The organism is Paraburkholderia diazotrophica (genome assembly GCF_038900755.1).
GTDB classification, from domain to species: Bacteria; Pseudomonadota; Gammaproteobacteria; order Burkholderiales; family Burkholderiaceae; genus Paraburkholderia; species Paraburkholderia diazotrophica_A.
Map to the genome: position 1 here is coordinate 348,243 of NZ_JBBPEN010000003.1, position 23,004 is coordinate 371,246.

The 23,004-nt window shown below is 61.2% G+C and carries 24 protein-coding genes and 1 pseudogene; 17 read left to right on the plus strand and 8 right to left on the minus strand.

The annotated features are described in order from the left end of the window. Window positions 1-45: 45 nt before the first annotated feature. The 4 genes and pseudogenes from AABE10_RS11500 (at window position 46) to AABE10_RS11515 (ending at window position 2,948) form a co-directional block, all read left to right on the plus strand. Entirely contained in the window at window positions 46-222 is a 177-nt protein-coding gene (locus AABE10_RS11500) for a hypothetical protein (protein ID WP_342933371.1), read from the plus strand. A 39-nt stretch (window positions 223-261) separates the two neighbouring features. Next, window positions 262-1,287: a low-specificity L-threonine aldolase gene (gene ltaE / locus AABE10_RS11505; RefSeq protein WP_342933372.1), complete on the plus strand. Its 1,026-nt coding sequence runs from the start codon at window positions 262-264 to the stop codon at window positions 1,285-1,287. 48 nt (window positions 1,288-1,335) lie between these two features. Continuing rightward, window positions 1,336-1,530: pseudogene (locus AABE10_RS11510) on the plus strand (hypothetical protein); the annotation flags it as partial. Between the two features lie 488 nt (window positions 1,531-2,018). Continuing rightward, a complete protein-coding gene (locus tag AABE10_RS11515) occupies window positions 2,019-2,948 on the plus strand; it encodes an HTH-type transcriptional regulator ArgP (RefSeq protein ID WP_342933373.1) in 930 nt (309 codons plus the stop codon). A gap of 102 nt (window positions 2,949-3,050) precedes the next feature. On the opposite strand, the gene AABE10_RS11520 is transcribed toward AABE10_RS11515, so the two are convergent. From AABE10_RS11520 to AABE10_RS11535, 4 genes are all read right to left on the minus strand, one after another. Further along, entirely contained in the window at window positions 3,051-4,289 is a 1,239-nt protein-coding gene (locus tag AABE10_RS11520; protein ID WP_342933374.1) for a sodium:solute symporter, read from the minus strand. Further along, window positions 4,276-5,232 (minus strand): fatty acid desaturase, encoded by a 957-nt coding sequence (locus tag AABE10_RS11525; RefSeq protein ID WP_342933375.1) that lies wholly within the window; start codon window positions 5,230-5,232, stop codon window positions 4,276-4,278. Before AABE10_RS11525 ends, AABE10_RS11520 begins: the two co-directional genes overlap by 14 nt. 596 nt (window positions 5,233-5,828) lie before the next feature. Beyond that, window positions 5,829-6,041: a hypothetical protein gene (locus tag AABE10_RS11530; protein ID WP_342933376.1), complete on the minus strand. Its 213-nt coding sequence runs from the start codon at window positions 6,039-6,041 to the stop codon at window positions 5,829-5,831. Between the two features lie 139 nt (window positions 6,042-6,180). Beyond that, window positions 6,181-6,618 carry a helix-turn-helix transcriptional regulator gene (locus AABE10_RS11535; protein ID WP_342933377.1) on the minus strand — a complete coding sequence of 146 codons (438 nt, stop codon included), beginning with the start codon at window positions 6,616-6,618 and terminating at the stop codon, window positions 6,181-6,183. 130 nt (window positions 6,619-6,748) lie between these two features. On the opposite strand from AABE10_RS11535, the gene AABE10_RS11540 reads away from it, so the two are divergent. The 10 genes from AABE10_RS11540 to AABE10_RS11585 all read left to right on the plus strand — a co-directional run bounded on the left by AABE10_RS11540 (window position 6,749) and on the right by AABE10_RS11585 (window position 16,176). Next, on the plus strand, window positions 6,749-6,997 hold the full coding sequence (locus AABE10_RS11540) for a DNA-binding protein (RefSeq protein WP_342933378.1): 249 nt from the start codon (window positions 6,749-6,751) through the stop codon (window positions 6,995-6,997). 60 nt (window positions 6,998-7,057) lie between these two features. Continuing rightward, complete coding sequence (locus tag AABE10_RS11545) at window positions 7,058-7,966, plus strand: ParA family protein (RefSeq protein ID WP_342933379.1); 909 nt, start codon at window positions 7,058-7,060, stop codon at window positions 7,964-7,966. Next, on the plus strand, window positions 7,963-9,693 hold the full coding sequence (locus AABE10_RS11550; RefSeq protein WP_342933380.1) for a ParB family protein: 1,731 nt from the start codon (window positions 7,963-7,965) through the stop codon (window positions 9,691-9,693). Before AABE10_RS11545 ends, AABE10_RS11550 begins: the two co-directional genes overlap by 4 nt. Beyond that, window positions 9,693-10,367, plus strand: a complete 675-nt coding sequence (locus tag AABE10_RS11555; protein ID WP_342933381.1) for a hypothetical protein — start codon at window positions 9,693-9,695, stop codon at window positions 10,365-10,367. Before AABE10_RS11550 ends, AABE10_RS11555 begins: the two co-directional genes overlap by 1 nt. Beyond that, the gene (locus AABE10_RS11560; protein ID WP_342933382.1) at window positions 10,348-10,857 is read left to right on the plus strand and encodes a hypothetical protein; all 510 of its coding nucleotides are present in this window, start codon (window positions 10,348-10,350) and stop codon (window positions 10,855-10,857) included. Before AABE10_RS11555 ends, AABE10_RS11560 begins: the two co-directional genes overlap by 20 nt. Further along, window positions 10,854-12,449, plus strand: a complete 1,596-nt coding sequence (locus AABE10_RS11565; protein WP_342933383.1) for a hypothetical protein — start codon at window positions 10,854-10,856, stop codon at window positions 12,447-12,449. Before AABE10_RS11560 ends, AABE10_RS11565 begins: the two co-directional genes overlap by 4 nt. 158 nt (window positions 12,450-12,607) lie before the next feature. After that, window positions 12,608-13,690, plus strand: a complete 1,083-nt coding sequence (locus AABE10_RS11570) for a PFL_4669 family integrating conjugative element protein (RefSeq protein WP_342933384.1) — start codon at window positions 12,608-12,610, stop codon at window positions 13,688-13,690. An 88-nt stretch (window positions 13,691-13,778) separates the two neighbouring features. Next, window positions 13,779-14,204 (plus strand): hypothetical protein, encoded by a 426-nt coding sequence (locus tag AABE10_RS11575; RefSeq protein WP_342933385.1) that lies wholly within the window; start codon window positions 13,779-13,781, stop codon window positions 14,202-14,204. 128 nt (window positions 14,205-14,332) lie between these two features. Next, on the plus strand, window positions 14,333-14,908 hold the full coding sequence (locus tag AABE10_RS11580) for a single-stranded DNA-binding protein (protein WP_342933386.1): 576 nt from the start codon (window positions 14,333-14,335) through the stop codon (window positions 14,906-14,908). Between the two features lie 851 nt (window positions 14,909-15,759). Further along, window positions 15,760-16,176 carry an HU family DNA-binding protein gene (locus AABE10_RS11585; RefSeq protein WP_342933387.1) on the plus strand — a complete coding sequence of 139 codons (417 nt, stop codon included), beginning with the start codon at window positions 15,760-15,762 and terminating at the stop codon, window positions 16,174-16,176. Between the two features lie 344 nt (window positions 16,177-16,520). Here AABE10_RS11585 and hutG read toward each other — a convergent pair whose 3' ends face one another. The 4 genes from hutG to AABE10_RS11605 all read right to left on the minus strand — a co-directional run bounded on the left by hutG (window position 16,521) and on the right by AABE10_RS11605 (window position 19,894). Beyond that, window positions 16,521-17,315 (minus strand): N-formylglutamate deformylase, encoded by a 795-nt coding sequence (gene hutG, locus AABE10_RS11590; protein ID WP_342933388.1) that lies wholly within the window; start codon window positions 17,313-17,315, stop codon window positions 16,521-16,523. Window positions 17,316-17,324: 9 nt separating this feature from the next. Then, on the minus strand, window positions 17,325-18,311 hold the full coding sequence (locus AABE10_RS11595) for a LysR family transcriptional regulator (protein WP_342933389.1): 987 nt from the start codon (window positions 18,309-18,311) through the stop codon (window positions 17,325-17,327). A gap of 47 nt (window positions 18,312-18,358) precedes the next feature. Continuing rightward, window positions 18,359-19,111 (minus strand): arylmalonate decarboxylase, encoded by a 753-nt coding sequence (locus tag AABE10_RS11600; protein ID WP_342933390.1) that lies wholly within the window; start codon window positions 19,109-19,111, stop codon window positions 18,359-18,361. A gap of 78 nt (window positions 19,112-19,189) precedes the next feature. Continuing rightward, complete coding sequence (locus tag AABE10_RS11605) at window positions 19,190-19,894, minus strand: GntR family transcriptional regulator (protein WP_015004797.1); 705 nt, start codon at window positions 19,892-19,894, stop codon at window positions 19,190-19,192. Between the two features lie 374 nt (window positions 19,895-20,268). On the opposite strand from AABE10_RS11605, the gene AABE10_RS11610 reads away from it, so the two are divergent. From AABE10_RS11610 to AABE10_RS11620, 3 genes are read left to right on the plus strand one after another with little or no spacing between them, the layout of a single operon-like run. Next, window positions 20,269-21,411, plus strand: a complete 1,143-nt coding sequence (locus tag AABE10_RS11610; protein WP_342933391.1) for a Xaa-Pro peptidase family protein — start codon at window positions 20,269-20,271, stop codon at window positions 21,409-21,411. 5 nt (window positions 21,412-21,416) lie between these two features. After that, complete coding sequence (locus AABE10_RS11615; protein WP_342933392.1) at window positions 21,417-21,626, plus strand: hypothetical protein; 210 nt, start codon at window positions 21,417-21,419, stop codon at window positions 21,624-21,626. Beyond that, a complete protein-coding gene (locus AABE10_RS11620) occupies window positions 21,623-22,966 on the plus strand; it encodes an amidase (RefSeq protein WP_342933393.1) in 1,344 nt (447 codons plus the stop codon). The genes AABE10_RS11615 and AABE10_RS11620 overlap by 4 nt, the downstream gene beginning before the upstream one ends. Window positions 22,967-23,004 lie beyond the last annotated feature (38 nt).

A 23,004-nucleotide genomic window follows, 5' to 3' on the forward strand; every position in this document is an offset into this window, starting at 1 on the left:
GGCGATCTTTATACGCACTCGAGAGGGGTGCACTTAGATATTCGCGTGGACGAGCACGATGGGTTCGATCTTTCGCTTGCAGGGCTGGACGAGCAAGGCGTTCTCCATAAGCACGCAAGGCTGACGGACGCCACCTTGCGAACCGAAGCGCAACTGGCCTTGAAAGACAGAAATGATGTGCCGCGCGGATTTTACGAGGCACTGGGTAATCTGCTTGCATGATCACTGCTACCCTTCGGCCGCGTGCAATCGGAACGAGAGATGATTGACTTAAGGAGCGATACCGTCACGCTGCCTAGCCCCGGAATGCGCGCTTGCATGTCAGATGCGGCGGTAGGCGATGACGTGTACGGCGAAGACCCGACGGTGCGACGACTTGAACACCGGATGGCTTGTGACCTTGGTTTTGAAGCCGCTGTGTTTTCGTCGAGCGGTACGCAGAGCAACTTGCTGGCACTGCTGGCACACTGTGAGCGCGGTGACGAATATATTGCGGGACAAGAAGCACACACTTACAAGTTCGAGGGTGGAGGCGCTGCTGTGCTCGGGAGCATTCAGCCGCAGCCCATAGAAGTGGAGGCGGACGGCACCCTCGACTTGTTGTGCGTTCAACGGGCAATCAAGCCATCCGGCGACCCACATTTCGCTCGTTCACGTCTTTTATGCCTGGAGAATACCATCGGAGGGCGAGTTCTTCCGCTGGAATATTTGTCGCAGGCGAGGACGCTTGTTGACTCATACGGACTTAAACTCCATCTTGATGGCGCGCGTCTATACAACGCAGCCATTGCTTTAGGCGTTGAACCAGAAGCGATAGCTAAGCCGTTCGACAGCGTGTCAGTATGTCTCTCAAAGGGACTCGGGGCGCCAGTTGGTGCAGTGCTTTGTGGGAGCGCTCAGTTCATCAACACCGCCAGACGCTGGCGCAAAGTGCTTGGTGGAGGAATGCGCCAGGCGGGTATTTTGGCGTCGGCCGGTTTGTACGCGCTTGTTGAACGCTTAAAAACTGACCATCAGAATGCTGAGCGCTTAGCTGATGAGCTATCGAAGCTAGATGGGCTGTCAGTACGTGCCACGCCGACCAATATGGTGTTCGTCACGGGCGACAAGGCACTGATGGATGGACTGACGGCGACGTTGAAGCGGAACGGCATTCTCGTAAGCGGGCGCTATGGCTTAAGGCTCGTCACACATATGGGAGTATCTGCATCAGATATCGACGCCGTGATAGCCACTGCAGCAAAGTACATCCATCGCGGCGACACGCCGCGACACTCGGTTGAGTAGCGTGGGTTTGCTCACGTTGAGCTACATTTGCGAGCAAGGGGCCTTAGTCTCTCGATCAAAGTGGGCGCGGATGCAACGGATGTCGGCGGGACGGTCCACCCGCATCCGACGCTGGGCGAATTGTTCGGCATGGCCGCCGAACTGTACGAAGGCGTCTGCACGGATCTGCCACCGAAGCGCGGAAATGCCGTCGATCTTCAGGATCGCAGTACCGGTCACCGTCGAAATGATGGAGGAACTTGATGGCGATTTCGGGAGTGTCGTTGAGACAATGGTCCAGGACTGGTTGGCAGCCGATCCGGGGACAGGGTTTTGGGTCAGCCATTACGGACGGTACGGCACGGGAACGGGACGTTATGTTTGCGTCGTCGCAGACAACGGGAGCGGCTCGAAGGCGATGTTATTTTTTCGTCACCGAAACGGTAAATGGTGCATTTATCCACCCGGTCCAGAGCGGCCTGCCATGCACGGTGAAATCTCGTGCACGGAGACGAGTGGTGCAAGCGTCTAGGTCGGGAAAATTACCGGCAGGACTGTGAAACGGCAATTGGCCTGTGACTGTCGCCGTCTGAAGATACCGATTACGGTTTTCTGTCACGGTTAGGTCTGCAGCGGATGACACGCTGGTCTTGACCACCGGGCGCCTGGACAGGAGGACCATCGACATCGCGCCAATACCGCACGCTGCGTGGCGTTGATGTTCCCGTGTCAGATGCACTCGAAGAGCGAGGATGAAAGTGGACGCGATGCTGAATATGACCGAGCTGGAGACGTTCGCCGCGGTGGTCGAACATCGCAGCTTCACGCAGGCGGCGGCCGCACTGAACATCTCCTCCGCGGCAGCGACTCGCCGGGTCAAGCGGCTCGAACAGTCGATCGGGGCGCTGCTGCTCATCCGCGAACCGCCCGTGATGCCGACCAAAGCGGGCGAAGACGTGTTTCGTCATTTCATGACGGTCCGGCTTCAGGAGGATGACCTGCTTCGGCGTGTCACACCGGGTAAAGCGGCGACGACAGCGCTGGCACTGGCCGTCAACGCCGATTCCCTTGCCACCTGGTTCGAGCCGGTGACGCGTGAGCTGGCGCAACATCATGTGGCGCTTGAGATTCTCGTGGACGATCAGGACCATACGCTCGAGGCATTGGCACGCGGCGACGTCAAGGGCTTTCTGTCCACGCAACCGGAGCCGGTTGTCGACCGTTTCGTGGCGGCGCCGGTCGGGCAGATGCGCTACCAGTGTGTCGCCACGCCTGGATTCGCCCGCGAACATTTCGCTGGTGGCCTGACCCTACCGGGCGCACTCAAGGCCACCGCCATCCTGTTTGACCGGAAGGACGCCCTGCATGACGTGTTTTTACGGTCGCATTTCGGGGTGACGGTCGGCCGGTATCCGCGGCACTATTTTCCTTCGCCGGTGGCGTTGCTCGATGCGATCCTGGATGATCTCGGCTACGGGCTGGTGCCCGCGATGCAGGCGGAGCCGCTGATCGGCAGCGGCAGACTGGTCGCGCTCGCGCCTGGGCACGATCTGCTGATCGATCTGTACTGGCATCACTGGGAGCAGGAGCCCGAGCCGCTCGCGACAATCAGCGCACTGGTCATGGCCGCGGCGCGGCGCAGCCTGGTTCAGCCGGCCTCGACCGAAGAGAGTACCGGCTGACGGCTCGGTGCGATGCGGGGCAGTGCGGTCTGGGCGCCGGTCAGATCGAGATGGTCAACACGCAGGCGCCCGGGCCAGGCGCGTTCGGGTGGCCAGTCGACTCTATGACCGGACCCGGTCGAGAAGCGGCGCGAACTGCCATGCGACCGGCACGCAGGCGGAAGCGAACAGCCCCGCCGGAAGCGGGAACCAGGCGGGCAGATGGCCGATGCCTGTCCAGTTCATTGCCGACACGAGCAGTGAGACGATGGCCCCGGACAGCAGCATCGCTGACGCGCAGCGCGGTGCGACCTGTCGACCGCTCTCGTGGAAGAGGAACAGCAGACCGACGGCGGCAACGTAGACGACGTTCAGCGAAACGATGGTCGACACAATCGCCTGGCCATCAGTGGCGATTGCGCAACCGATGACGATGATCAGCAGGCGCGACGCGTAGCCGTAGCGACCATCTCTGGCATGCAGGCCCTCAAGTGCCGATGACATTGCGCGCGCGATCGCGGTCCCTGAGCCAAGCGCAGCAAGCAGGATGACGCCGATGCAAACGGGCCCAACTGACCGACCGGTTTGCAGCATGATCCACGGGATCGCGCCCGCGGTGTCCGTCAGGCCGGACAGCTTGCCGGCATGAAGCGCTGCGACGACCGTTGCTGCCGGGAGAAACCCGGTCACCATGAGGAAAAGGCTCGCAAATACGCAGCCGAGCCACGCATCGCGTGGCCGGCGCGCCGCGATGACGAACTGCTGATAGTCCGATCCTGTGATCACCAGAAACCCGACTGCAGCGATGGTTACCAGCGTCTCGGCACGTGGCGCGGCGTGTGTCTCCTGGAGGAAGGACGGCCACGCATGGAGGTACACGGTCAGTCCGTGCGAAGCCACCAGCGCATGTACGAGCGCGAGGTTCGTTGCCAGCAGGCAGCACGCGAAGAGCATGGCGGCCATACCGAGCTCAATGGAAGACATCACCAGCAATGCCGCCGCAATCACCGCCAGCGCATGCGTTGCCGGGAGTCCGACGGCGACCAGCACTGCGATACCGCCATGGATCTGGGCGGCCAGCACGCCGGCCATCCAGACGAGTGACAGCAGCGCCACGAGCTTGCGTACCACCGGACCGTAGTGCTCGCCCAACATCTCCCAGATGAGTTCGCGTCCCCGCCAGAGCGTCGGCGCGACAACCTCGAGCGCGAGCATACCCAGTGCGGTGATGATCGCGTACAGGCTGCCCGCCATTCCGGAATGGACCGCCATCTCACCGGAACCGAGCAGGAATGCGACGCCATAGCTTGCCGAGACGAGCAGGGCGGCGACGTGCACCGCGCCAAGGTTACGCTGCAACATTGTTGGCTCCTCCTTCGACTTCCCATTCACGGACGACTGCGTCGGGTCCGCGAAAGTACGCACGACACACCCGCGCTGTTCGGGCGAAGGCAGGCAGTTCCAGCAGGCGCTGATGTACGGAAGAAAGTCGGTGGTAGGGAGTCGCGGGCATCAGGTGATGCGTCAGGTGATAGCCGTTGTTATGCGGATGGATGAGCCCACGCCACAGGCTCCGGGAAGACACGTCGCGTGTGTATCTGAAGATACCGCCGGGCTGCCGGCCGAAGTGGTCGCACAGCTCCCGAAACGTGGTGATCGCGTGGAAGACGGTGGCTCTTGCCAGCAGCCAGATACCGAAGAAAAGTGCCGCCGCACGCACGCCCCATAGAAGCGCCATGGCACCCAGTACGGCGCACCACCATCCTACGATGGCGAAGCGCTGCATCCATGTAAGCGTCGCCAGATGCAGGTGTCCGAACGTCGAGCCCACCCATGCCGCTGGCGCGAACAAAACCTTGGAAAACGGCTGCCACCAGCGGTCGCCAGGCTTCGAACGAACGGCGATATAGTCGGGATCGCGCATAGGGTCACCCAGCCACGCGTGATGACGGGCGTGCAGCTCCCGATAAACTGCAAGGCTGTTGAACAGCGCCGGTGCGATAAAGAGGCATGCCAGCGCGTCATTGATGCGATCTGATCGGGCAAGGTTGCGGTGGGCGGCGTCGTGAAGCAGGTTGCCCAGTGCACGTTGCCGGTTTCCAATCCATGCAATCGCAGCGGGTGCGGACATCCATCCCAAACGATGCAGGGTCAGCATGGCGAGCGCAATGCTCAGCCAGTCGAACGCGATGTCAAGGACGACGGGGAGCACGTCAGGCGAAGTCATGGCCCGATGAAGACTGTCCCATTCCGGAAACGTGGAGCGGATCAGTTCCTGATCGTGTATCACGACGCGATGATTCATGGATTACCTCGCGTGAATGGCCTCGCATTGAAGACGATCACGTCGCCCGCAGCGAATGCGAAGGAGGAATGGAAGCGCAGGGGCGCCGACCACCGAGATTTGATCTTACGAAACATATGCAGCGGTCGAACGTGCGTTGCGCAAATGTTCAGCCGGTTGCATTCTCGACAGCGGCATGCGCGATGGATCGCCTTGCTCGCGAAGCATCAGGGAGTTGAGTCGTGTGTGCGCAATCCGGCGGACCGTACGTCAACGTCCCCGGTGATCGACGCTCCGCTCGATGCTTGGTTGAACTGAGCAACGTCGTGCAGTATGACGAAGAAGGCGTTGCGGACAAGCTATCGTCGCGGTTGCCGTGCCAGTTGTCGCGTTGCCCGTCGTGCCCGACCTTGGCCCGGACTGACGCATTGCTTTCCGCAGCGATGGTCGCTGGATATCGCACCCACAACCGCGAGGATGGCAGTTAGCGGAAAACTGTCATTGATTCGGCAATTAGCGGCACGATCGGCTGCCGATGGCACGCATCGCGCCCGAACAACCGATCAAGAGCATTATTCCCACGACCAGTGTGCCGACGGGGCGATGGCCGCGCGCCGCTATGATGGTTCGCCGTTGCCGCGCCGTTCCATCGAGATATGGATCTGAAATCCGGAAGGCGGTGGCTGCGCAATGAAAAGTTCAAGACGGATATGCGTTTCGGGAATCGACGGCAGATTCGCGGCGCGCTCGCCGCGCCGACGCAAAATATCCTTCTCGATTTCACCCGCCAGTTGATCGAGTTCCTCGCTGATCTCTTCCCGACGTCCCATTGCATTTCTCCACTACCGATTGCGATATCGCAGACATGATCATCCATGCGTTGAAAAACGCTACGTCCGAAGATTAATGGCCGGCCGATGGTCGACAGACACCATTGCGGAATTATTGGGGTTGCTGACTTTAGCGAAACTAACGCGTCAGCCGACTGATGCGCGAGTCCTTCAGGATATCGTCGGCACTATCGCCCAGCAGCTGACACTGCTCGTAGAGCAGGCCAATGAGTCGCGCCTTCCTTTTCGCGCCGAGGGGGATATCAAGGCGCGCCTCGATCCGTGTGACGGCGACCAGCACGCTATCAAGCGCTTTCTGGTCGAGCCGATACCGCACATCACGATCGAGAATCATGTTGCCGTCGCCCGTCAGCAGCCAGGCGGGATCGATCGAGAACTGCTCGTACAACGCACGCAGTAGTTCGACCGGGACCGCACGTTCACCACGCTCGTAATTCGCATACGCGCGCAGGGAGAGTCCGAGTTGCCGGGCTATTTTTTCCTGAGACAGTTCGAGATGCTCACGAACCTGCACGATGCGCCGGTGGTAGTCCCCGTGATCCGCGGTGCTTGACATGTGGGCCTCACATTCCTACGATGATTTCGTACCTTGATTATAGGAACGTTCGAGTAATGGACAAGACTGGACGTACCTGGACGAACGCAGCAGGCCGCGGACCGACGAGCATCATGTTCGCGAGGTCCGCGTGACGGGCGGGCGGTTCTATACGCTGGAAGAGATTGCACGCGAGCTGCATATCGCGCCCGCGACCGCGCGCAACCGCCTGACGCTGGGGCTGCCGATGCCGCCGTCACTGCGCGTAGGTCGTCGGCGTCTGTTTCCCGTAGACGAGTATGAAAAGTGGATTGCCTCGCAGTTGACCCGCACTGACGCGCGTGACGCTGACGATTTTGCTGCCCCGGACCAGCGCGGGCCGTCTCACGACAAAACCTGATCGGTTTCTTTCTGATTCTGTTATCCGCTCAAGCAATGACGCTGTACTGGATATCCCACCGTGCCGGCTGTTATTTCGTTCGTCTCCACCAAAGGCGGCGTCGGTAAGACGACCGTCGCCGCCAATCTGGGCGGCCTGCTCGCAGCCTTCGGCCTGAAGGTCCTCGCGATCGATGCAGATGTCCAGCCGAGTCTAAGCAAGTTCTTTCCCGTCCATTACCGTTCACCGCGTGGTCTGAGCGCTGTTGTGACCTCCGGCGGCAACCCGTCCGCGGACTGCATCAGCCGCACGATCTTCTCGAATCTCGATCTCGTCTATTCCGACACACCGGACGCGGGGCTGCAGGCCTGGCTCAACCGCCGTGAGGACCGGCTGATGATCCTGCGTCGTGCGATGCAAAGTCCGCTGATGGAAGCCTATGACGTCGTGCTGATCGATACGCAGGGCGCGGTGGGCGAGTTGCAGAAGTCCGCGGCGATGGCCGCCAACATCATGGTGTCCCCTGTCAAGCCGGATGCGCTGAGTGCCGGGGAGTTCGCTACGGGCACGATCGCGATGCTCGATGAATTGAACCGGCTGGCCGACTTTGGCGAGTCGTTTCGCTCGGGTGATCTGCTCGCGCTGATCAATGCGCACGAGCGCACCACCAACGCCCGCGCACTCTCGGCTGTGCTGCGGCAACGGTTCGCAGACCATGCGAAAGTGAGAATACTGGACACGGTCATCCCGTCGGCCGCCGCCTATTGTGCGGCTGCGACGGCACGCATTCCCGTTCACGACTTCGATCGTCGCAGGCAGTTCGACAATTCCGCGTGGAACGTCATGCACCGTCTTGCATGGGAACTGTTCCCGTCGCTGGCGAATGTCTATGCCGGGGCACCGCGACGCACGCTGGTTGACGTCGGGACGGACGATGACGGGACGGGCGATAAGGGGACTGGCCTTGGCGGACAGGGGGCGGTCGCATGAGCTCGTCAGGAAAGTCGCTCATCAGGACGCGCGAAGACCTTGCTGCGCAACGCCTTGATGTGGCGCCGCCGGGTGCACAGGCGCCCGATCCGCAGTTGACGTCGGTGATCCGGCTCAGGATCACCGACGTGATGGTCTACGAGCGCAATCCCCGGCGCGCGTCGCACGAGCGTATCGCGGAACTCAAGGAGTCGATCCGAGCAAACGGCATCGAGCAGATCGTGACGGTGACCCGACGTCCCGGTGAGACGCGCTACGTGGTCGCGAAGGGCGGGAATTCGCGCGTGACCGCGGCGACGGCCCTGTACGATGAAACCGGCGATGAACGCTTCCTTCATTACGACTTCGTCTACGTGCCGTATCCCGGCGAGGCGAGGCTGCTGGCGGCGCATCTGCGCGAAAACGATCAACGTGCGGATTTGTGCTTCTGGGACAAGGCGAACGGCTATCTGGCGCTCAAGGCCGATCTCGAAACGGAACGGGGAGCTACGCTGTCGCTGCGCGAGTTCTCAAGACTGCTCGAGCAGGATGGTGCAGCGGTGAGCCATGTACTGCTTTCGCTCTTTCAGTTTGCGATCGAACGACTGTCCGCGCTTGGACCTGCTACAGCATTTCTCAGCCGACGTGCACTCGTCGATGTCATCCAGCCCGGCATCGGTATGCTCCTGCGTCTGGCGAGGCGTCTGGGCCTGGATGATCAATGGGTGCAGGCGCGGGTGATCGATCCACACCTGACAGGCATGGCCGCTGGCTGCGAGCCGGGCGATGCCGGCATGCTGCCACAGCGTGCTGCTTTCGACGCGGCACGCCTGGTCGATGGATTGCGACAACGCATGGTGGACGAGCTCGGTGTGTCGCGCGATGCGCTGGGCCGGATGTGCCATCTGCTTGAGCGCACGCCGGATGCCACAAGCGACGATCTGCGCGAAGTGGGCGGGATGCAGGTTGAGCGGGCCGAACCTTCACCGGCTGCGCCGGCTGGAGACGTGACCGGCGGGGCCGACACACCGATGGCACCGATGCAGGGCGTGGGAGATCTGTCCGTCCGCGCGCGGGCCATGGAAGCCACAGTGCCGGACGCGACTCCTGGTGCGAAACGGCCAGGCGAATCGGCCACGACACCGGATAGCCCGCAGCGTACGCCCGCTGACGGATCAACACGGGTGGTTGCTGACGTCCACGATCCTGGCGAAGACGCCGCGGCATGTGCTTCAGATGAAGGTGAGCTTTTCCGGGAGGCGGTGGTGGCATTCGCGCGCACCTGCGGTCTTGACGGCTGTGTGCGCGATGCACCGGCGCTGCCGTACGGTTTCATGATCGAGCCACCACCGCCGGGTCAACCGCGACTGTCGCCCGAAACTGATGCGGGGCACGACGAAGGCGCACTGAACCGGTACCTCGGCTGGTGGTGGCTCGTTAGCCTGTCCCGGCAAAATACCGCAACGGGCATCGCACGCATCCCCCGCGATACCCTCTTTGCACGGATGGCCGGCGACGACGAAGCGTGGAACCGCGCGTGCGACGCGAGTATCGGCGAACCGTTGCTTGGCGACCGCATGGATGTGATGTTCGACGTGATGCTGAACCCCGATCACCCGATCGGACAATGGTGGGCAGAGCTTGTTCTTCAGGCGCGCGCCTTCCGCGTCGCGAATTCAGAACGCTTTGCGTCCGCACGCTGGCCCGAGCCGGGTGCCGACGAGCGGCTTCAGCGAGGAGGGCTGTGATGGGCCAGGCCTTCCTGCGGGTCAGGAGCGCGTCGCTCGAACATTTCACGCTGCTCGAGCTGATGGCCTCGTCGGCCTCAGCTGTCCTGGATAGCAAACCTGTCAATGAGGATTGCAAAGTTTCATGTGAAACAGGGGCGACCGGCGGGATGTCGCCGACAAACGCGTTGACGGATGCACTCCCGGCGGCAGTTCGACGCGTGCTGGGCGATGCTCGTGTATCAGCCTTCACCCGCGAGCTGCTCGCGGCTGGCGCCTTGCGCCTCTATGTGGACCCCGGCACGTTGCAGCGTCGATGCGAGCTGATCGAACGGCAATGGCGCGACCAGGAGCTGTTGTGCGCATTTGTCGAAAGACAGGCCAGTATTCCGATGATCCGCACGTTCTTTCGTACGGTCACGCGCACAACGATCTCGCAGCTACGCGACGAGCTCGGTGTTGCCGCACCGACGAAACCGCGCGCGCTGGCGCCGTGCGCGATGGACACGCTGTTCGATGCCTGGGCCAGGCTGAACGACATTGGCGACCCGCGCGAACGGTATCTGGCACTGCATGAGCGATATCAGGGCCAATGGTCGCTCGCGACGCTGTTCGCGGCACTGGAGCCCGACACCAGAGATAGCCATCCGACTTCCTCCCTAAAGGAGCCTCACCATGTACGACATGCGCCTTGATCCCCAGGGCAACCTGCTGCCCGGCAAGACCTGGGACGATTCGCCCGGACTGCCGCCTGCCGAGGCCGACATGCTCCTCTCGATGCTCGACGTGCCGATCACGATCGACCGGTGTTTCGTCGAGATATGCGGCGACCTCGCTGCCGCAGCCATGCTCACCGAGCTCTCGACGCTGGAGAGCGAGACAGGGCGCCAGCATGTCTGGCTGCAGGTCGCGTCCAAAGAGCTCGAACGAAAACTGGCGCTCACGGAAGCCCAGCAGCGGGCCGCCCGGCGACTCCTCCGGTCGAAAGGCCTGATCGCTTACCGCAGGAGAAGGACGCCGCCGCTGGAGGAATGGCGCATCCTTTGGCCGGCCGTGCTCGCATTGCTTCAGCAGAAAGCGGAGGAACGCACCGCCCATGTCGTGTGGCCGCCCGTGCGTGCCGTCCGCCCGGACCAAGCAGACCATCTGGACCATCCGCAGCAGCCGGTGGAGGTCGAATCATGATGCCCGGATGCCATCCCTATATCACCGGGTTCGAAGCGCTGTGGACCGTGCTGAGGCCTCATCGGCCCATTGCCTTCGGAACACGCCTTGCCCGGATCACGGGCCATCCGAAGGACGCGCTGCTGCTCTCACAACTGGTGTACTGGACACGGCGCGGGCGCGATGTGGAAGCGAACGGCGGGTGGATTCACAAGACCCGTGAGCACTGGCTGCTCGAGACGGGCCTGTCGCGCGAAGAGCAGGAGAACGCGCGGCGGCGCCTGCGAAACATGAATCTGCTGATCGAATGGCGGGGCGGTCAGCCGGCACGCATGCATTACCGGCTGGAAGTGGAGGCCATCTCGCATGCGGTACGTGAGAATTGCCGGATGGTGAGTGAACTTCCCTGGTCGATCGAAGCGATGCGCACCGACGAATTCGCGAGTGAGGCGCTGCTCGGGCCGACCATCGCGTACCGGCGCATATTCGCCGACCTGGTCGGCAACGTGAACGCCGCGTTGCTGCTATCGCGCATGGTGCAGCTGCAGCGTCGTGAGGCCGACCGGCAATGTACCTGGTTTACGCTGACGGCCGGCGAATGGCAACGCACGCTGGGCCTTAACCGGCGTCAGCTCGACAACGCGAGAGCGCGGCTCGTGCGTCAGGGCCTGATTCGCGAGCTCATGCGCCAGTGCACCGGCCGGCGCGTGTTCACCCAGGTCAATGCGGACGAGCTGAAGCGCCAGTTTGAGCGCCTTGTGTCGCGCGGCGATATGCGTGAGCGACTTGCAACGCGCAAGCGCCTGCTCGCACGGAGCCTGAGCGAAGAACACAACGGTGTGGCCGGAGCACGGCCGGGGGCTGTTACCCCGGGTAACAGCGGGGCCAGCCTCGCGCCGCCTGACGAGACCATCCACGTGCCGTTCGCGTGTGCGGGCAAAGGGGCACTGCAAAAGTCGCCAACCGGAAGTCCCCCGCTGCCGGCGAAACACGGCGTAGCGCCTGCCGCGCCGAGGATCCGGTTGGCGGGTTTGGTTCATTACCGCTGGCGACAAACGTGCGTTCCAGACGCGCGCGTATACGGAACGACTACATATCGGACTACGACAACCACCGGCCTGGCGCTCATGCCGTTTATGCCGCGCGAGATGCCGAAGTCGGTGTCGGGAATCAGTCTTTCGCCGATGCACTCGGGCGCCACGGCTGACGTCGGTCCGATCGTCTGGCCAGTCATGGTGGCCGCGGATGATCGTGCACTGGTCGCCGCACATCTCGCGCGGATTCCGGTTGCGGACCGGCAAGTGCTGCTCGACGAGATGGCGGCAGGTCACCGGCATCAGCCGGTGCAGTTGCCGGTGGCCTACATCGCGGGCCTCGTGCGTCGCTATCTCGCCGGCGAGTTCATCGCGACACGCGCGCATCTCGAACGCACCGCACGCGAGCGGGCAACCCGGGGCGAGGAGATGAGCGTGCGATCGCGGCACCGTCGTGAGGACGGCGATTTGCCTGCGTCAACGCGCGAGACGGCCTGCCAGCATCTCGCGGAGATCCGGCATGCGTTGCGCGCCCGGATGGCGCATCGGCCAGCCTGTCAGGCCGACAGGCATGCGTGACCGGGTTTTCCGTTCCCGGGACGCATACGTCAATGCGCTGCTGTTACCCGGGGTAACAGCAATCCCGCGGTCACCGCGACCTGCGCTGGTGTTACCCCGGGTAACACGCTTGCGCCGGCCATTCCTCTGTACCGAATGCCTGTTTCAAGGAGCCTGTCATGGAGCCATCGTCTGCCGCGCTGTCCATCACCATCGATCCATCTGTCGACGCCTTCGCGCGCTCCACGGCGTCGCCCTTCGCCGACGGTTACGACATCGACGCGGAACGCGCGGCCCTCGCGCATCTGATTGCCGAGGACGACCCCGATCCGGCCGATCCCCTGTTTGGCCGCTATCAGCTGTTGCTCGAACGTGAGGACGCGCTGAGTCACATGCACGAGACGCATGCGCTGCGACAGGGCGGTGATCCGCTGGTGCGCCCGCATGAGGCGCAGCAGATCAGCCGCATCGGGCAACTGGGCAGCGACGGTGCCGATCGCATGCATCTGCATACGCGCGATGCGATGCGGCTGTTCCTTGGGCGCTCGATTGCGCCAGGCGAGGAGGGACCCGGACGACACCCCATGGCGGGTGGCCGTCGCGTCGCCGCCGCGCTGCGCGCATTGTGGTCGCTCTCGGGCAACGACAATCCGTATGCGGACTGGAAACTCATCGAGATCGCGGAGCGCATTGCCGGCGTCCGGCGCGCGAACGATCTGGAGCAGCAGCACGCCCGTCAGTTGCTCGACGCCGCACGTGAAAAAGGCCTCGACTATTCGGTGCTGCAATCGCGTGAACCCGCGCGGGTGTCACTCGGTTTTGGCTCACCGTACGGCTACATGATCGTGATGCTGCTGGTCGAACTTGACTACCTGGTGCGACTCGTGCGCTCCGCCGCGTTGCGCGACCTGATGTCGTCGATTGAAGGGTTCCGGCGCATCGGCTCGGCGAAGCACCGGTGCCTGTCCGTGTTTCACTTCGCGGTCCACTGCCAGCGGGTACTCACGCGAGCCGAGCTGCTGCCGCTGTCGCGCGTCGACTTCCTGCCGAACGCGGATGCTGCCGCAGGTAAACGCGTCGAGGCTGCGCGTGCATTGCTCGGCGTACTGCCGCGTGACGTGTTTACTGGTGAGCGTGAACCCCGCCATAGCCGGCGACGCGTGAGTCGCCTGTCGGAGGCGGAACTGCGCCTGCTCGATACGGTGCCGCTGTCCGGGGACGACGCACACGCGCAGGCTGCGGGAGCGGCGTTGGTGCAATGAAGGAAGGGACGGGAGGACTGCGGCAATGACGGATCGCACTTCAGATCTGGATCGACGTCCAAAGGCCTTTAAGGGTAAGGGGGCGGGTGTGGGTCAACCCGCGACGGCACTTCCCGTATCGCGGGTCGCGGGTCAGCCCGGATTTCGCGTGCTGCTGCGCTCGTACGAACACTGGCTCGACGAGACGGTGACCGAAATGCAGACGCTGGCGCTGGAGACCGCCACCGCAGGGCTCGATGTATCGCTGCGCTGCGTGCGCATTGCACTGGCGAGCGGCGCGACGCGCCACCGGCTCGACTGGTTCGTTCGTGGCGAGCCGCATGCACTCGCCTGGCCGCGCGTGAAGGGCTGTTTCAATCGCGTTCCCGCGCCGCTGCACCCGTACCTGCTGCAATGTAATGCGCGCGCGAAAGAGCTCAACGCACTCGAGTCGGTTTTCCGGTATGCGGCCAGCCAGCTCGCAATGTATCTGGAACATGGCACGGTGAAGGTTCGACGGACCGACGATCCCTGAGACAGGTGCGCGGTTTCGACCGGGTTTGATCGATGGACATCAGGCTGACGCAGAGCGGTCGATAACAAGGAAGACTATGGACAGCGCGCTTCATTCGCTGGGGCAATCCTTGATGAACGGAGTGCACAATGGGCATCTACGCAGAACTGGTTGGCAACGTGCTCACGTCGCCGACGATGAAACAGGTCAACACCGCCAGTGGCGCGCGCCGCATTGTCGAGCTGCGCGTCATGTCCGCCAGCTACCGCCGGCTCGACGATGGCACGCTCGAGCAGCGCGAAGGGCGGACCTTTCCCGTCGATGTCACCGTCTGGAACGAGCGTCTGACCGAGCGGGTGATGCAACACATCCGCACGGGAGCCAGCGTCGTTGTGCGCGGCGACTTCTACGTCACTCCCTGGGTTAACCGCGACAATGAGGCGGACGCCGGTGCGCATATCGACGCCGAATCTATCTCCCTGAATCTCGTGCGCGTCGAACAGGTGGTGTACCGCCAACGCCAGCCGCGCGAAGACGAGGGATCGAGCGATTTGTCGCACGACGAAGGTGCAGGCGAGCCCGCTGGTCCGGAGGACAGCGACACGCTACAGGCCGACCCAACTATGGACGGTGCGCCAGCATCGGACGATCCGGGACCAGGCGCGACGTCTTCACAGCCTGCCCGTCGGCGTTCACGCCAGGCGGCGCGGACGCAAGCGCAATGATGCGCCTTGATTCCTGCCGCTGCCGTGCCTGTTCATGCGGCGTGCGGCGGCGCGATTTCCGGTGTTCGCGGAATGACGAGGCCACGAACGGCAGCGCATGTTCGGTCATGCCGGATATCGAAGAAGAACGGATGCTGCGCGCGCTTGTATTCGAAGGCTGGTCCGTCGCGCGACGAGCGCCTTTTCGCGCATGCTTTCGTGGATGGCTCGTACGAGTCGCACTGAATGGCCGTTTCGCGGCAGCAGGCTCCACGGTCACTGTCGAGATTCGTTACCGGCAACGTACGGCGTCCGGTCCTCCCTGCTGCTTTCTGCTGTGTTGCCCGGCCGTGTTCGCGCGATGACGCGATTAACGGCCGCGTCGCCTGCTTCACTACCCGGGATGCGCAGGTACTACGGAAGGCGACGGTTTGGTCCGTTGCGCGCGTGTCATTGGCTGACTGACTCGCACCGTCGGGCACACGGACGCCATCATCGGTCCGTGCGCCCGTCGTTTCAACCAAGCGTAACGCGCGAGGGACGGCATCGCGAAGCAGGCTGGATTCTGCAAGCCAGCGTCGGTGTACAGCAAGCCGCTCCACGGTCGCTTACCTTCGTGTTTCAGTTCCGCCTGGACGCCGCGGAAACGGTAGTGCTCGTAGAGATCGAGCACATGCACCATATAGGCCTGTGCCAACTGCGGGTTTCGACGCACGATGACCAGGTTGTCGTCGTCGGCGTAGGAAGCCTTTAGCCCAGGTTGTGGCTATCCGACGTTGCCCGGAACCGCTACCGTTGTTGTCGCGGATCCACACCCGGGATTTCAAGTTTGCGCTTCGTGATGAGCACCGCGGCGTCGCGTCAATTTTGTCATGGTGCTCGGACGGACTTGTGCGTGTGCTGCCTTCGCGATACGGTACGCAGTGCGTCTTTCGAACGCTACGGGCAAGGTACGCGTATGTGAACCTGCCGAGGATGTCATTCAACGAATGAGGAAGAAGTCGATGAACAAGCAGGAACTGATTGATGCCGTTGCGTCGGCGACGGGCTCGAGTAAGTCCATTACGGGCGAGGCAATCGACGCCGTCATCGGCGCGATCACTAAAGCGGTGGTTAAGGGCGACACGGTGCAACTCGTCGGATTCGGCTCTTTCAGTCAGGGCAAGCGGGCCGCGCGTACGGGCCGCAATCCGGCGACGGGCGAAGAAATCAGCATCGCCGCAGCCAATACGGTGAAGTTTACCGCCGGCAAGGCGTTCAAGGATTCCGTCAACGGTGATCTGCGGTAGGTGCAATCCCATAAAAATCCCATAACGGGTTACCTGAGCGGGTGGGCAGGATCGCCTCTCAATCGAGGGTGATCGCACGTCTCGTCGCATGGGCTTCACGCGATCGCTCAGGTGCGGCAGCGCGCTGCTGGCCAGGTCGAGCCTTAAGCCCGAGAAGGTGTGTGTGTAGCGGCTCCAGGTAATACGAATGTAGTCTGCCAAAAGCCCCTCGCAGGGGCGAGACGAGCATGGCGATCAGTCGCATCAGCCGGTGCTAAGGGGGATCGGGCGGGCGGCACGCGATGAATGGATGGCAGGGCTTCAATAGCTGCGGCAGTGGCTCGATAGATCTTGAGCCCCGCGTGTCACAATGCGCCGACCGCGTCCAACGCACCCAAGACCATCCTCTGTAGCGTTGGCCCTATCGCTTGCGCCCGTTCCGGCTGGAATGGAAATGGCGGGTTTTCGTCCATGTACGTGTTCTGACACATTTCCAGCTGCACCGCATGAATCCCTTCATGTGGGGCACCAAAGTGCCGCGTGATGAAGCCGCCCTTGAAGCGTCCATTGGCAACCCACGTGTAGTTGCTACCTTGAGCGGCGTTGATCGTTGCCTGCAGCACGGTTCCAGCTGCCGTGCGGCCGTCCTGCGTGCCAATGTTCAGATCCGGCAACTTGCCATCGAACAGATGGGGCAGGACGCTTGCGATGGAGTGTGCTTCCCATAAAAGTACGTTAGCGTAATCCTTCCGAAGTCGCGAAAGTTCTGTCTGAATTGCTTGATGGTAGGGGCGCCAGTACGTCTGAATCCGCCGTTCTTTTTCGGCAGCATCGGGAAGGTAGCCGTCACGGTATACCGGCTCGCCACGAAAGGTCACGTCGGGACACAGTCCCGTCGTGGTCCGTCCTGGATAAAGGCTCTCGTCCGAAGACGGACGATTCAGATCGACCACATAACGTGAAACGCGCGCGCCGAGGACCGTCGCACCTAAATCGAGTGCAAAAGCATAAAGACGGTCCAGATGCCAATCGGTATCGGCGACCGTCAACGCGGCGTCCGTGTACTGGTTTCGGAGAGCGTCGGGGATGTAAGTGCCGAGATGCGGAATAGAGATGAGAAGTGGGGCGTGTCCGCGCGTCAGCGTGTAGAGGTCGCTCATGAACGTCTTCTAGTTCGTCAGTTTCGGGAGCAACGCGTCTGCCGGTAACTGGGGCAAACTGCGGGTGAGTGCAGGACAGATCAACTGATCCAACACCCGACCGGTGAGCGTAGAGATATTCTCCACGAACTCAACCCACTCTCCCTGCCTGTGCAGGATGAAAAAATCGCGTCTACTGAGCCGTCCTGTCGGAAATGGAAAAACAGCGAGGTCGCTGAGATAGTGCCGTGCTTGCCAGAGACAAAGCGGCGTCGAAATTGCAAATCCAAGATTTGCGCTGACCAGACTGAGCATCGGATCGGTGGCGTCGAATTCGTATCGACGCGGACTGTTGATCCCCAGATGTCGTGCCAGGCGTTCGATCTGCTGCCCAATCACCGATCGCGCCGTATACCGTATCAACGGCAATTCAGCAGCTAATTGTCGCCAATGCGAATCTTTTGGAGCGCGCCCGTCAAGCCAGCGGCGAGACGCCACAGCCAGAAACGACTCCGAGAGAAGAGGGAGCTCGACAATACGGTGGTCGCTGATTACCGTCTGCGTGCACACCACAACATCGACCTCGCCATTGTGTAACTGTCCGGAAAGTGCAGGCGTGAGCCCGGACCACATCTCGATCTGGCGAGTTGAGCTGGACATCGCGCGGATGATTTCCGGCCCGACGGTCGCGGCGAACGAATCGACGCATCCGAGGCGCACAGGCAGGGTGCCGGCCAGCGAAGCATCCCTGATCCGGCCGCTGACCGTATGCGCATGCTGGAGCAGTGGACCAGCAAGTTCGAGCAGGGCACGCCCGGCGAGATTGGGACGCGGTGGACGGCTGTCCCGGTCGAACAGATCCGTACCTTGCTCTCGCTCCAGAGCGGCGACGGATTGACTTACCGCGCTTTGGCTGACCTGAAGGCGCTTCGCGGCTGCCGTCATCGAGCCAGTCTCACATACCGCAACGAACGCCTCCAAAGCACGAAGGTCGATAGGTGACCGAGTACGTTTCATCGCTGCTCCCAACACTTCGGGCTTCGGCGCCGCGTCTCGGCAAGTACTCAGTACAATGAAAGAAGCCGACCATACCCGTTGATACGGTCCGGCAACCCAGCAAGCCTCATGACGTCCCAGGCGACTGCCTGATTGCTGGTAATGACTGGCTTTCCGGTTCGCTGTTCAATCTCCTCGATGACTTCGATCGACCTGAGTGCTCCGCAGCTGATGAAGATCGCGTCGGCGTCTGGCCGGTCCAGAAAGAGCGCCATTTGCACGATACTATCAGGCGTGACGCGCACCATATCGCTGTCTTTCTCCAACTGGAGGCCATGGATTGCCAATACTTCAAAGCCCTCGTTTTCCAGATAGGACTTTTCCATTACGTTGATCTCGTCTAGGTAAGGCGTACCGATAACGATCCGTTTGGCACCGACGGCTCGAAGCCCGCGGATCACCGCTGTGATCATGCTTGTGGTCTTCGCATTCGGGGCGCCACGGGTCAGTTCGGCGAAAACTTTCTTTTCGCCGACGACCAGGCTGCCGGAGGTGCAACCGTAGCAGATGACGTCGAGACTGCCGTCAGGAAGGATTCGAGCCGCCGCATCAGCAAGGCTGGACGCGATGTTGTCGAGGGACTCCCTCGTGATGCTATCCGGATTGGGGACCCTTGTGAAATGGATGCCTACCCCCTTCGGAAGCAAGGTGAACATGTCGTCTTCAATCGTCTGCTCGGTCGCGAGCAGCACAAATCCGGTCTTTGCGCGGTCATGGCGACCACCATCAAGCCTGGCTTCAAATCCAGTCGTCTCAGTCATGATATGGAGTCCTATCTGTGAAAAAACGCGTGAGTATGGAAATGGTCAACCTGCTGGTGCAGTCGGGGCCGTGAGCGACTAGCCAGTTATGAATCGTGCGATGCGAGCCAATCCGAAGGAGATGTAGTTGCGTTGCACCAGGCCCAAGGCGCGCATATCTGCCGCCCGGAGCGCCCGGCAGCACTCTTCCAGCTCATGGTTTAAATACTCGACTTCTTCTTCCCAAAGATCGCTAACAAAGTTGTACCAGACACGTGATGCCTGAAAATAGCACCGGTCATGCGTCTGTCGCAGTTCCCTGTTTCTGATCAGTTCATTGATCGCGAAATGTAGCTCGTGAAGGATTGCCCAGAACTCGTCGAAGTTGCGAGAGGTGTTCGATAGCGCGGCAGCGCGCGGAACCAGTCGCTCGATGCGCTCAAGCGCCTGCGGGGCATCGGTGGGCGAACAAAAGTCACCCAGCATCTCGCTCAGCCTCAACCGGAAATTGTAGGTGTCACGGTACTCCCGAAAATCAACACCGCTCACGATCGTGCCGACGCCGTTTTTTGTTTCAACCAGACCTTCATACTCGAGCCGCTGCAGGACCTGACGAATAGGAGTACGGCTAACCTCGAATTCTTCTGCAAGCACGGTCTCTCCCAGCAATGTGCCAGGCGGATAGTGGAGGCTACAGATGCGATCGCGCAACGTCCGATAGATGTCCGGCGTCTGGCCGCGAACTGCCGGCGCTTTCGAGGTGGGCCGCAGCGCTTGTCCCTTAAGTTTGACCACGCGTGCCATTGAAAAATCCTTCACAAGTGTGGATGCGATAGTCGGCGCCACCCAGTTTATGACTGCGCTGGTGCTGAAATCTGCCCAATGATAGCCAGGATCAGTAGCTGTCCGCAACCTGTACACAGGTTAGCACGATTTACTGAAAAAGGAGAAACTCTGCGTGATGACATCAGCCGGTCGTTATAGGTGTGCACAGAGAGTTAGGAGACTATGGTGTGGTTGTAAGTAACTGAATAAGCGCAATAAACAGCGCTATCATCCGATTTTTCCAGTCCGTGAAACCTCGATTTGCCTAAGCAAACATACCACTTGACATGCCAAATTGGTGCTCCTAGAGTCGAGCTGTGTACTTGCTGCATACAGCTAACAACGGAGGACATGTGGACCAATATGCAGGCCGGGTGGGCAAACTGCGTGACGCGCTGCGTCGCGCCAATATCGATGTGGCGTTGATTAGCGACCCAGACTCAGTGGCCTACTTCGGGGGCTTCTGGAACTATCTGGGCGTTGAGTTCGGCCGCCCTACGCTGATGGTGATTTCTCAGGATCATGAGCCGGTCCTGATCACGCCGTTGATGGAATCCGAGATGTGCGGGCTGATGACCTGGGTCAAAGATATCCGTCCCTGGGCCGATGGTATTGATGATGAATGGCGAAAGCCGCTGCGAGAGGTGCTGCAGGCTTCGAAGGCAAAGCGTGTGGGGATTGAGCGCGCGAAAATGCCGCCGCTCGTTTCGGGTGCACTTCCCGTTGAGGCAGGCAGCCTGACCGATGTGGGGCAGATCATCTTTGATCTGAGGACGATCAAGTCTGAAAGCGAAATCGCGGTCATGCGGCAAGCCGGGCAGGTGGCTGTCGCGATGGTCGAGGCGGCAAAGGAAGTCATCCGGGAGGGCGTACCGGAGTACGAGATTGCACTGGCAGTGATTGCCGGAGGCACCCGAAAAGCTGCTTCGTTCCTCGATGAACACAAGGATAGATTCGTTTCGCCGACGATCTACAACCTTCAAATCCTCCAGTCCGGACGCGATGTCTGTCTTGTGCACCGTCGATCCTCGGTTCGCACACTGAAGCGCGGCGACCCGGTCTATCTGTGCTTCTGTGGCATCGCCAACTTCAAGAACTACAAGCTCGGCTTCGACCGCGAGTTTTTCGTCGGATCGGTGACTGACGAGCAAGCTCGGGTTTATGAGGCCGCCGTTGCAGCGCAGCAAGCCGCTCTCGCGCAGATCAAGCCAGGTGTGCGCTGTGAAGATGTCAATGCTGCCGCTGAAGAGGTCTATCGGGACGCGGGATTTGCCCCGGGATATCGGACCGGGCGCTCGATCGGCTACTCGTTCCTTGAGACACCGGAGCTCAAGCGCGGCGAGCAGCGGACCCTGGAAGCGGGTATGACTTTCGCGGTCGACGGTGGCATCACGATCGAAGGAGAGTTTGGGGGGCGAGTAGGAGACTCGATCATCGTGACGTCAGATGGATTTGAATATCTGACCGATTATCCGCGCAAACTGACAGTGGTGTGAGCGCCATGGACGATCCGGTTACCCTCGGAACGCTGATCGCGGTGAATCGCGAGTTCTTCGACAGTCGTTGGAGCGAGAAAGATCTCGAAGAGCTGGTCAACCCACGTTTTGGCGTCGTCTCGGATCTGTCCAGCCTGGTAGAGCGGCTGTCAGCAATCCGGGCGAAAGATCTAGCTGACCAGGCCCCGTTCTGGATCGTGGAGTGTCAGCCATGAAGCCAGTGAACGGCAACACCCTGAGAGGCATTTCAAAGGCGCTTTCGCGTGGGGATGTCGCAGCCCTTGAGGTTGTTGATCACAGCCTCGCGCTCGCGGAAGCGACCAATGGGCTGCTCAAGAGCCTGATCACGGTGACCAGTGACTGCGCTCGCGCTCAGGCAAGGTCGGCCGATGAGCGCCGGCAAGTTGGTAGACGGCGGGGAATACTCGACGGTATCCCGTACGTGGCGAAAGACGTATTCAAAACGGAAGGGATCCGGACTACGGCGGGAAGCAAGGTATTGGCTGAACACTATCCGCAAGAAGATGCCGTTGTCGTTCGGAAGCTGGCGGAAGCGGGAGCCGTCCTCGTTGGCAAGGCGAACATGCACGAGTTCGCATATGGCGCGACAGGGGAGAATCAGTTCACCGGCACGACAGTGAACCCGTGGGACCAACGGCGCCTGGCAGGGGGCTCCAGTGGCGGCTCGGCTGCTGCTGTTGCAGCCGGGATTGTTCCCTTTGCGTTGGGCACTGATACAGGGGGATCAGTGCGTGTACCGGCAGCGCTGTGCGGAGTAACCGGCTTCAAACCGACGTTCGGACTGTTGGACTCCACTGGCGTCATTCCGTTCTGCTGGACGCTTGACCATGTGGGCATCATCGCCGGGAATGCGGATGACGTTTCCGTGGTGATCGACTCGCTGACGGATCTGCAGGTCTTCCGTACTAATGGCTCGCTGCATTCCCTTCGTATCGGGATTCCAAGAGGCTGGACCTCTCTTCTGGAACCTGGCGTTCGAGCCGGATATGAACTGGTCGTTGCCATTCTAAGGGCGTCCGGCGCTACTTTCCACGAGATTGACCTGCCGGAACATGCTGAATCCCGGACCGTATCTCTCACCATTCAACTGGCCGAAGCTTTGGCGTATCACTCGCCATTGATCGCGTCGTCAGGTGAGCAATATGGGCCCGATGTCCGCAGCGGCTTTGTCCTCGGTCAGCAGTTATCCGCCGAAAGCTATGTGCAATGCCAACGGCTGCTGAGCGCGTACCGGGCGTCGTTCACGCGACATTTCGAGACCATTGATGTCATTCTGACTCCCACATGTCCGGTCGTCGCCCCCGAGACAGGCAGTACCCGAATACCGGTCGGCGATCAACTTCTCCCGATCGGTAACGCGCTGACGCTTTTTACGTCCTTCTTCAATCTGGTCGGCGCACCGGCCGTCGCACTGCCTGCCGGCACCGATGACAAGGGATTGCCAGTCAGTGTGCAACTCATCGGCGCACCAGGCAAGGACGTCGCGATTCTTGAACTTGCACGGCATCTTGAACAGGAACTGGCGCGAAGGTAAACGTGGCAGCTCTGTAGCGAATTTCACTTCAACGCAAT

Excerpts from the sequence above, each read along its gene's own strand:
- ltaE (WP_342933372.1), top strand. The coding sequence starts at position 262 with ATGATTGACTTAAGGAGCGATACCGTCACGCTGCCTAGCCCCGGAATG.
- AABE10_RS11515 (WP_342933373.1), top strand. The coding sequence starts at position 2,019 with ATGAAAGTGGACGCGATGCTGAATATGACCGAGCTGGAGACGTTCGCC.
- AABE10_RS11520 (WP_342933374.1), bottom strand. The coding sequence starts at position 4,289 with ATGTTGCAGCGTAACCTTGGCGCGGTGCACGTCGCCGCCCTGCTCGTC.
- AABE10_RS11525 (WP_342933375.1), bottom strand. The coding sequence starts at position 5,232 with ATGAATCATCGCGTCGTGATACACGATCAGGAACTGATCCGCTCCACG.
- AABE10_RS11530 (WP_342933376.1), bottom strand. The coding sequence starts at position 6,041 with ATGGGACGTCGGGAAGAGATCAGCGAGGAACTCGATCAACTGGCGGGT.
- AABE10_RS11535 (WP_342933377.1), bottom strand. The coding sequence starts at position 6,618 with ATGTCAAGCACCGCGGATCACGGGGACTACCACCGGCGCATCGTGCAG.
- AABE10_RS11550 (WP_342933380.1), top strand. The coding sequence starts at position 7,963 with ATGAGCTCGTCAGGAAAGTCGCTCATCAGGACGCGCGAAGACCTTGCT.
- AABE10_RS11555 (WP_342933381.1), top strand. The coding sequence starts at position 9,693 with ATGGGCCAGGCCTTCCTGCGGGTCAGGAGCGCGTCGCTCGAACATTTC.
- AABE10_RS11560 (WP_342933382.1), top strand. The coding sequence starts at position 10,348 with ATGTACGACATGCGCCTTGATCCCCAGGGCAACCTGCTGCCCGGCAAG.
- AABE10_RS11565 (WP_342933383.1), top strand. The coding sequence starts at position 10,854 with ATGATGCCCGGATGCCATCCCTATATCACCGGGTTCGAAGCGCTGTGG.
- AABE10_RS11570 (WP_342933384.1), top strand. The coding sequence starts at position 12,608 with ATGGAGCCATCGTCTGCCGCGCTGTCCATCACCATCGATCCATCTGTC.
- AABE10_RS11580 (WP_342933386.1), top strand. The coding sequence starts at position 14,333 with ATGGGCATCTACGCAGAACTGGTTGGCAACGTGCTCACGTCGCCGACG.
- AABE10_RS11585 (WP_342933387.1), top strand. The coding sequence starts at position 15,760 with ATGGTGCTCGGACGGACTTGTGCGTGTGCTGCCTTCGCGATACGGTAC.
- hutG (WP_342933388.1), bottom strand. The coding sequence starts at position 17,315 with ATGAGCGACCTCTACACGCTGACGCGCGGACACGCCCCACTTCTCATC.
- AABE10_RS11595 (WP_342933389.1), bottom strand. The coding sequence starts at position 18,311 with ATGAAACGTACTCGGTCACCTATCGACCTTCGTGCTTTGGAGGCGTTC.
- AABE10_RS11600 (WP_342933390.1), bottom strand. The coding sequence starts at position 19,111 with ATGACTGAGACGACTGGATTTGAAGCCAGGCTTGATGGTGGTCGCCAT.
- AABE10_RS11605 (WP_015004797.1), bottom strand. The coding sequence starts at position 19,894 with ATGGCACGCGTGGTCAAACTTAAGGGACAAGCGCTGCGGCCCACCTCG.
- AABE10_RS11615 (WP_342933392.1), top strand. The coding sequence starts at position 21,417 with ATGGACGATCCGGTTACCCTCGGAACGCTGATCGCGGTGAATCGCGAG.
- AABE10_RS11620 (WP_342933393.1), top strand. The coding sequence starts at position 21,623 with ATGAAGCCAGTGAACGGCAACACCCTGAGAGGCATTTCAAAGGCGCTT.